The sequence below is a fragment of the Massilia jejuensis genome, from assembly GCF_042656795.1.
GTDB lineage: Bacteria > Pseudomonadota > Gammaproteobacteria > Burkholderiales > Burkholderiaceae_D > Telluria > Telluria jejuensis.
The window spans coordinates 36,703-44,029 of sequence record NZ_JBHSMS010000013.1 but is presented as its reverse complement, the minus strand read 5'-3'; the positions used below and the strand labels follow the sequence as shown (position 1 = coordinate 44,029).

The window sequence follows — 7,327 nt, the reverse complement described above, 5'->3', positions numbered from 1 at the left end:
AGGCGGCCGGCGCGGCGGCGGCCGCGCCGGCCCGTTGCGGCGCCGCGCCGAGCAGGTCGAGCAGCTGCGACACGCTGGGCGGGCGCGCCGCCGGGTCGTGCGCGAAGCCGCTCGCCAGCACGCGCCACTGGTCGTCGCTCAGGTTGTCCGGCCGGGCGGGCGCGCCGGTCGCGGGCGCGGCGATCCCGGCCACCATCTGGTGCACCATCACCGCCACCGAATACACGTCCAGCGCGCGCGAGGGCGCCGTTGCGGCGCTGCCCGCTTCCGGCGCGCGGTAGCCGGGCGTGCCCGACAAGGCCGGGGCCTCGGTCGAGGCGCGCCCGCCGGCACGCACGCGCGCGGCGATGCCGAAGTCGAGCAGCTTGACCTCGCCGCGCGCGGTGACGAAGGCATTGCCCGGCTTGATGTCGCGGTGCACCAGGCGGTGCTTGTCCCAGGCGTAGTCGAGGGCGACGCCGACCGGCCGCAAGAGCGCCAGCGTGCGCGCCAGCGGTAATGTTCCCTCGCGTGCCAGCAGGCTGTCGAGGTCTTCGCCTTCGAGGCATTCCATGATCACGAAATAGCTGGCCGTCGCCGGGTCCTGGGCCCAGTCGTAGACGCGCACGATGTGTTCGTGCGCCAGGCGCCGCGCGCGCGTGGCTTCCTGCACCAGCAGCTTGGCGTGGCCCGAGCTTTCCGTCACTTCGGGCGAGAGGATCTTCAAGGCGACCTGGGCGCTGTGTCCCAGTTCCGCATGCGTGGCAAGGTCGGTCGCCTGCCACACCTGGCCCATGCCGCCCAGCGCGATCAGGCGTTCGAGGCGGTAGCGGCGGTTGGCCGGGCCGACCTGCTGGCCCACCATCAAGCCCAGTTCGGTTCCGCGCGGCGCGCCTGCCGGGGCCGCGCGACTGCCCGCCGGCGGCACGTGGGCGGCGTCGAGGATCGCGTTCTTGCGCTGCTCGAATTCCTGGCGGCTCAGCAGGCCGTCCTCGTGCAGGGCGCGCAGCTCGCGGATCTTGTCGATGGCAGTTTGCATCGCGCTTTCGTCAAGCGAGCGGCGCGCCGCAGGCGCCGCAGAAACGGTCGCCGCCGCGTACCGGGTGGCCATGGATGCAGGCGCAGGCCCTGGCGGGCGCGCCGGCCGCGGCCAGCGCCGCGCCCACCGTGCCGGCCACCTGCGCCTGGGCGCCGAGCGCCGTCTTGTTCACGTCGTTCTGCAGCGCCAGCAGCGCGAGCTGGTGGCGGCGGTCCTGGTCGACCTCGGCGTCGCGCCGCGCGCGTTCGCCCGCGATGGCTTCCCGGGCCAGGCTCGCCGCTTCGTTCGCGCCGCCGGCGGCCACCACGCCGGCCAGGGCCGCCAGCTGGCCGGCGTCCATGCCCGCATGCACCCGGGTCTTCAGGTAGTCGGCCAGCACGGCCGCATTCGGCGCGGCCGCGACGGCCAGCTTGGTGGTGTCGTCGAGCGCGTCGAGCGACTCGGCGCGCGCCATGTCCAGGCGCGCCAGGTCGAGGGCGTGCGCCAGCTCGGCGGCGCGTTCGGCGCGCTGCGCGCCCAGGCGGCGCAATTCCTGCTGCCAGTTCGCTTCCTGCTCGGCGCGGCGCTGCTGGTGGCGGCGTTCTTCGGCCAGCAGCTCGACTTCCCTGGCGGCGCGCGCCTGGCGCTGCTCGGCCTCGATCGTGCGCAGCAGCTTCTCGTGCTGGGCGATCGACTCTTGCTGGCCGCCGGTGCGGCGCAAGGCGTCGATCTGTTGCCTGACGCCTTCGGCCTCGAGGTCCTCGCCGCGCATGTGCGCCCGCACCCTGGCTTGCGCCTGCAGCTCGATCCATTCCTCTTCGCGCTCGAGTGCGCGCCGGCGCGCGGCGTTGGCCAGCAGCACCAGGCCGAACTGGGCCTTGTGCTCTTCCTCGTCGAGCGCGCGCGCGCGCTGCGACAGCGCCTGCTCGTTCGCGCGCAGGCGGGCCAGTTCCGCGCGCTGGCGCACCGCATCCTCGATGTCCTTGGCCTGCTCGACCTTGTTGCGGATCTGCTGGGCCAGCAGCTGTTGCGCAAAGCGCTGGCGCGCCAGGGTGCGCGTCTGCTGCGCTTCCTGCTGCGCCACTTCGAGCGCGCCGCGCATGCGGATCGCGGCCAGCGCTTGCAGGTGCGCCCATTCGGCCTGGGCGCCGGCGCGCTGGCCGCGCTTGTGCGCCAGGTCGTGCTCGAGTTCGGCCAGGAGCTCGCCGGCGCCGCGCTCGACCGCTTCGCGCCTGGACTTCGCTTCGGCCACGCGCGCATACAGGTCGATCTCGCGCGCGCGCAGGGCGATGGCGCGCTCGGCATGATCGAGCCTGACCTCGCCCCGGTCGAGGGTCTCGCTTTCCTGCAGTTCGAGGCGGCGCAGGCGCAGGCGCGCCGCCTGTTCTTCGCGCGCGATGCGGTGCCAGGCCTGCTCGTCGTACAGTTCTTCGAGCTGGCGCGCGTGCGTCAGCTGCACGCGGCGCTCGTCGGCCGCCAGCCATAGCGTGCCGATGCGCGCGCGGTTGGCGTCGAACTTGTCGTGGCGCAGGGCCAGCGTGTCGACCTGCGCCACGCCCAGGCCATAGTCGGCCAGCAGCAGGCGCAAGGCTCCTTGCAGGCGCTCGTCGAACTCGGCGCGCAGCGCACTCCGGCCGGCCATCTCGCGCAGCGAACGGCTGCCGATGAATTCGGCGGCGAGCTGGCGCACGGCCGGCTGCAGCAGTTCGCGCAGCTCGCCCGTGGTCACTGTGCCCGGCATGGTCATGAAATGGCGCGCGAAGGCGGGCACGTTCTCGACGCGCAGGCTGACGCTCAAGCGCGCGCCGACGGCCAGGTGCTCGGCGGTCTCGAGGTCGTCGAAAGCGAATTCGACCGGCAGCGCACTGGTGCGCGTGACCAGGATCTCGGCGTGGCCGTCGCGCAGCAAATGGTTCAGGCGCGAGAAGAAGCCTTCGATCTCGTATTCGCCCTGCGGCACTTCGGTGGCTTGCCCGCCTTGCAGGATGTAGGCGCGCGCCGTGGCGGGCACGCGCAGGGTTTTCACGAAGATGCCGGACAGCGCCCGCACGCCGAAGAAGACGGCCAGCTCGTCGGCGCCGGCGACCCAGCGGTTTTCCACCAGCAGCGGCGCGTTGCGCGGGGCGCCGAGCGTGATCCCGCACGCCGCGCAATAGCCCGCGCCGCCCGCGTTCTTGTGCTCGCAACGCGGGCATTTGCTACCGCCAAAACCGAACATCTGGACCATGATCCGACTCCATCCTCAGGTGATTCACGACTTTCAACAGTGCGCCGGTCGCGCCAGATTCTATCAGGCGCGGCCGTTTCAAATGATTCCGATGCGCTCGACGCAGGCCAGGCTGGCGCCCTTTGCCCGCAGCGCCTGCGCCAGCCCCGGCGGCAACTGCGTTTCCCAGGCGCGCGGCAGCAGCACGCGGTCGCCGCGCTGCGCCGTCCGTTCGATCAGGGCGCATTTCGGCGCCAGCCCTTCGACCGGCTCGACCAGCCCGGCATGCCAGGCGCTGGAACAGCCGCTGGCGATGATGCGCCCGCGCGGCACGAATTCGCGTCCGCGCGCCAGGCGGTCGGCCAGCACCAGCGCCAGTTCGTAGGAATTGCCGTGGAAGGCGGCGGCGCCGAAGCGCACCGTGGTGCGCCAGCGCGCGGTCCGGGCGCCGTCGAAATGGCGCGCGCCCAGCAGCACCTGGCGCAGCGCCGCCTGGCGCACGCCGTCGAGGCCGGGCGCGGCGATCGCGTCCTCGTCGGCCGCCTCGCCACCGTCCCCGCCCAGCGGGTAGACGCTGACCTCGACCCAGCCGAGGGCGTCGTTGATGCCGCCGCTGTGCAGCGGGAACCAGGCGCGCGCGCTCGAAACCGAAGCGGCCACGTCGGGCTGGCCGCTGAATGCACCAAGATGGTGCAAATGACCGGGTCCGCCGCGCAGCGCACCTGGCGGCAGCCTGGTCGTGTCGTGGCCCGCGATGCGCCCGAGCTGCCATGCGTCGGACCAGCCGTTGGCGATGACGCCCGGCCCGGGCGCCAGCAGGCCGCGCGCGCCGCGGTCGGCCAGCACGACGGCCAGTTCCCAGTCGCGCTCCGAGGGATGCGGCGCGCGGTCCAGGCTGATGACCACCTGGTCGCGGCTGTCGTAGCGCGCTTCGGTATGGCGCGCCAGGCGCGCGACGAGGGCCATGCGCGCGGCCAGCAGCGGCGCGCCGGGGGCGCTGCACTTGACGTCGGCACGGCCGGCGCGCGGGCGGCGCGTGGCCGTCACCGTCGCGACGCTGCCGTCGGCGAGCACGGTGCGCACGACCGCGCAGTCCGGCCTGGCCGGGGCAGGCGCGCTCATGCCGCCTCCTCCGCGCTGGCCGTGCGCTTGCGCGCGGCCAGCGCATCCTCGACATTGGCGACGATCCGGTCGGCTTCGTCGAGCAGGCGCTCGAGTCCTTCGTCGCCGGCCGTTTCCAGGCGCGCCAGCAGCGCCCAGGCTTCGTCGAGCGCGGCGGCGGCGCGCAGGCTGTGGCCGGCGCGCCGCCGCTGGTCCGCGGGGGCCAGCGCCTGGCCGGGCGCCGCCAGGCCGAGCGCCGGCATGGTGGACGCCGCCAGGCAGGCCAGGTCCAGCCGCCGCAGCAAGGCCTGCTGGCGGCGGAAGGCGTCCTGCCCTTGCGGCAGCGCCGCCTGGCGCATGCGGCACATCACGCAAGGCAGTTCCAGGAACAGGCGGCGCAGCGCGCGCGCATCGCCGCCTGCCGCGTCGGCCGCATGCGGCGCCGCAATGGCAGGTGCGGCCGGCGCGGCCGGGACGGCGGCGGCCGCCCGCGCCTGCAACGCCTGCGCGTAATCGCGCGTGCCGCCCAGGTCGACCGGCACGCAGTCGTCGACCGTGACGCCGAAGCGGGTGTAGAGCAGCTGGTTGAAGCCGCCCCGGAACGCATTCCATTCGTCCAGCGTCGCACAGGGCGGCAAGTCCAGGTTGCCCTGGCCGAGTTCGCGCTGCAGGGCCGCCTCGATGCGCGCGCCCAGGTTCGCCAGCGTCAGCTCGCCCGCCGCTTCGCTGGCGAGGAACAGGTCGAAGCGTTGCTGGGTCACGCGCCGGTCCGGGCTGTCAATCGCGAAATGCAGGCGCAGGCCGATCTCGGGCGCCGCCGCGAACGGGACCAGGTCGCAGCCATAGGGTCCCGGATGGAAGCACCAGCCGGCTTCGCCCTCGGCCAGGGTCAAGCGCCCGCCCGCGCTGACGCGGCGCGTGTGGCCGCTGGCGGCCACCACGACGCCGACGCCGGCGGGCGGCAGCACGCAGCCCGCGCCGACCGGACGCGCGATCACGTCCGTGCCCAGGCCGGCGGCATCGAACTGGGGCGCGCGCGACAGGCGCTTGAAGAATTCGAGCATCGCTAGCGCGCCGGCTGGACCGCGAAGGCCGCGCCGTGGCGCTGGAAATGCGCGGCCGGGTCGAGCGCGAAGGGCCAGGCGCATTCGCACTCGCCATCGGGGTCGAGCCGGCCGGACAGCACTTCGCCGCCGGCGCCGTCGACCACACGCAAGTGCAGCCGTGCGCGCAGCAGGCGCGCCGCGAACGGGGCCTCCGGCATCAGTTGCAGGACCACGCGCCGCGCATCGGCGGCGCCGACGAAATGCAGGCGCCACCAGCCATCTTCGGTGTCCAGGTGCAGCAGCGCCTGCCCGCTGTCGGCCGCGCGCAGCATGCCGCTGCTGCCGTGCCAGGCGTCGCTGGCGGCGGCGCGTGCTTGCAGGGCCAGCGTGCGCAGGCGCCGCGTGGTCAGGGGCGACGCTTGCAGGGCCGCGCGCTCGCCGGCGGTGAGCGGCCGGCTGCCGTCGAGGGCCGCGCGCAGCACGGCGTCGCTCAGCACCAGGCGGTCGCCCGCCACGCGCGGCGCCGTCAGCAGACGTTCGCGCAGCTTGCGCTCGATCCGGCTTTCCGTATTCATTCGCTTCTCCCATTCTGTGTTGCATGCGCCTGCAGGCTGGCGATCGCCGCATCGCGCCGCTTGCGCAGGGTCGGCAGCGAGACGCCGTCGAGCGCGGCCAGCTGCACCATCGTCGGCAGCGCGTTCGTGGCCGGATCGCGCCAGGCGTCCGGATAGCTGTCGTCGTCCGGCCCCAGCAGCTTCGCGTACACCGCCAGGCGCACCGCCAGCGATGCGCCGGCCAGCATGCGCGCGCTCCAGCTGCCCGGCTCCTGCGCCGCGCCCGCCGCCAGTACAAAGCCGGGGGGCAGTGAAACCGCGTGCGCGCGCAGCGCGGCGAGCGGCTCGTCGGCGCCGTCCGCGGCGCCGGCCGCGTCGGCGGCTTCGGCGGCTGCTTCGGCTGCCTCCGGCGCCACGGCCTGCCCGCCATCCTCGTCCTCCAGCGCTTCCAGGATCTGGTCCGGTCCAGGCGTGCTGCCCGCGCCCGACTCGTCCAGCACGCGCCAGTAATCCTCGATCCAGGCGGCCGAGGTGTCGGCATCCTGCAGCCAGTCGCGGTCGCGGTTGGCCGAGAGCGCTTCATATTCGCCGATCTCGGCCAGCATGGCGCCGATCTTCTCGCGGTTGTCCTTCAGGCTGTCGAAGCGTTTCGAGCGCGTGTGCAGCGGACCGGGGGTGCCGCCGAAGCGCTCGAGCGTCTCGCTCCAGCGCAGGATCCATTCGGGGCGGCAGGCGCCGATCGCGCCGAGCTGGCGCACTTCGATCGGCTGCGCCGCGTCCAGCGGCCGGCCGAGGATGGCGCCGACCTGGGCGCGGTGCATCTGCCAGCCGGCGAACAGGCGCGCGATGTCGCCGTAGGCCGTGTCGAGCATGCGGTAGGCGTACAGGCGGTTCGGGCTGCAGGGACGGCCGCAGGCGGCCTGGTAATTGTCGGCATCGACCTTGTCGCGCAGGACGGCGAACATGTCGTTGACCTTCTTGCGCAGCAGCGCTTCACCTCCCGGATGGCGCCAGAAGGCGGGCGCGCGCGCATGCTCGCCGGCGATGGCCGTGCGAAACGCCTCCCAGTCCGCCGGCCGCGCCGCCAGCTCGTAGGCCAGCAGCAGGGCCAGCTCGGCGACGCTGTCGCCATAGCTGTTGCCGGCGGCCCGGCCGCGCGCGCCGCGGCCGGCCGCGTGCAGGCTGGCCGCCAGCAGGTCGACGTACAGCGCCAGGCCGTCGCCGCCGCCGGCGGGCGCGAGCAGTCCGGCGAGGTCGCAGCGCGCAAAGGCGTCGAGCGAGCACTGTCCGAGCAGCTTGCGCACCTGCTCCCAGCCTGGCTCCTGATACCGGGTTCCCGGCAAACGCATACCTTCCTCGTGGTGTGATGGCGTATCCGCCAGATAACGGATTTTGTAAATCATGCCATACAAACACAAAAACA

6 protein-coding genes are annotated in these 7,327 nt (G+C 73.5%); all 6 read right to left on the bottom strand.

What is annotated here, in order from left to right:
• The coding region (locus ACFPOU_RS03350) for a protein kinase domain-containing protein (protein WP_379717201.1) at positions 1–1,018 on the bottom strand (1,018 nt) is incomplete at its 3' end.
• Between the two features lie 10 nt (positions 1,019–1,028).
• On the bottom strand, positions 1,029–3,224 hold the full coding sequence (locus ACFPOU_RS03345) for a hypothetical protein (protein WP_379717199.1): 2,196 nt from the start codon (positions 3,222–3,224) through the stop codon (positions 1,029–1,031).
• 78 nt (positions 3,225–3,302) lie between these two features.
• Complete coding sequence (locus ACFPOU_RS03340; protein WP_379717197.1) at positions 3,303–4,325, bottom strand: hypothetical protein; 1,023 nt, start codon at positions 4,323–4,325, stop codon at positions 3,303–3,305.
• Positions 4,322–5,368, bottom strand: coding sequence for a hypothetical protein (locus tag ACFPOU_RS03335; RefSeq protein ID WP_379717195.1), 1,047 nt, complete (start codon positions 5,366–5,368; stop codon positions 4,322–4,324). The genes ACFPOU_RS03340 and ACFPOU_RS03335 overlap by 4 nt, the downstream gene beginning before the upstream one ends.
• 2 nt (positions 5,369–5,370) lie before the next feature.
• Positions 5,371–5,925, bottom strand: coding sequence for a hypothetical protein (locus ACFPOU_RS03330; protein ID WP_379717193.1), 555 nt, complete (start codon positions 5,923–5,925; stop codon positions 5,371–5,373).
• Positions 5,922–7,253: a hypothetical protein gene (locus ACFPOU_RS03325; protein ID WP_379717191.1), complete on the bottom strand. Its 1,332-nt coding sequence runs from the start codon at positions 7,251–7,253 to the stop codon at positions 5,922–5,924. The genes ACFPOU_RS03330 and ACFPOU_RS03325 overlap by 4 nt, the downstream gene beginning before the upstream one ends.
• Between the last annotated feature and the right edge of the window lie 74 nt (positions 7,254–7,327).